Here is a 739-nt window from a genome sequence, read left to right as displayed (position 1 = left end):
ACCCGCGTCGCTCAACGCCTGCTAGCCATGGCCACCGGCATCTGGCACAACTGGACCACCGGCGCCACCACCAAACGATCACTGACCGCCTACGACCACTAACCCTCCAAGGAATCAACCATCTAGTCCCTTTCGGTGCGGGGGAGCTGAACCCGGCCGTCACGGCTGACGTCGAGCTCGGCCGCCGGGCACTACCCCGCGCGGCGATAGCTCGATGCCTCCGCTGCGCAGAAGGACCCAGCCACCACCAACGCCTGATCGGTTGATCTAGCGCGAGCGCTGAGCCCGCGCTGACACGTAGCCGTCAGAGGCGAGCTGGGTTGGTGACGCAGAAGACCGGCACGCCTGGAGCGCTCACAGCTGACACGCGCTGCGCGCTGAATCCTCTGGGGGCGGGTCGGCTCCGCAGGCTCCGCCGACCAGCCCGGTTCCTTCCCCCACCTGGCGTTCGAGTGTGGGCCGGGTCGACCTACACGCAAGTGGATCGCTGCGCGCCCGGTCGACGCGGTCGCAGGCTCCCTTATTTCGCCGCCCGGCAAGCCCACTTGCGTTCCGGTCGCCTGATCCGGCCCAAAGAAAAAGCGCGCCAGGTGGGGGAAGGAACGCGGGGACCAACGGGCCTTCGCCCCGAAAAGTGGACACGCGATTTGATTGTTATGCGGCCGGTCGTAGCGTAGCCGCGGTGGTGGTGTTCTCGTAGGTGATCGGGCTGCGGTAGCCGCAGGCGGAGTGCCGGCGG

The 739-nt window shown here is 67.5% G+C and carries 1 pseudogene; it reads left to right on the top strand.

The features are described from left to right. Window positions 1–102, top strand: a pseudogene (locus RM423_RS25000) (IS982 family transposase); the annotation flags it as partial. Window positions 103–739 lie beyond the last annotated feature (637 nt).

This window comes from Jatrophihabitans lederbergiae, from assembly GCF_031845305.1.
GTDB classification, from domain to species: domain Bacteria; phylum Actinomycetota; class Actinomycetes; order Mycobacteriales; family Jatrophihabitantaceae; genus Jatrophihabitans_A; species Jatrophihabitans_A lederbergiae.
Note: the sequence above shows the minus strand (reverse complement) of the source record. Positions and strands in the feature narration are given on the sequence as shown.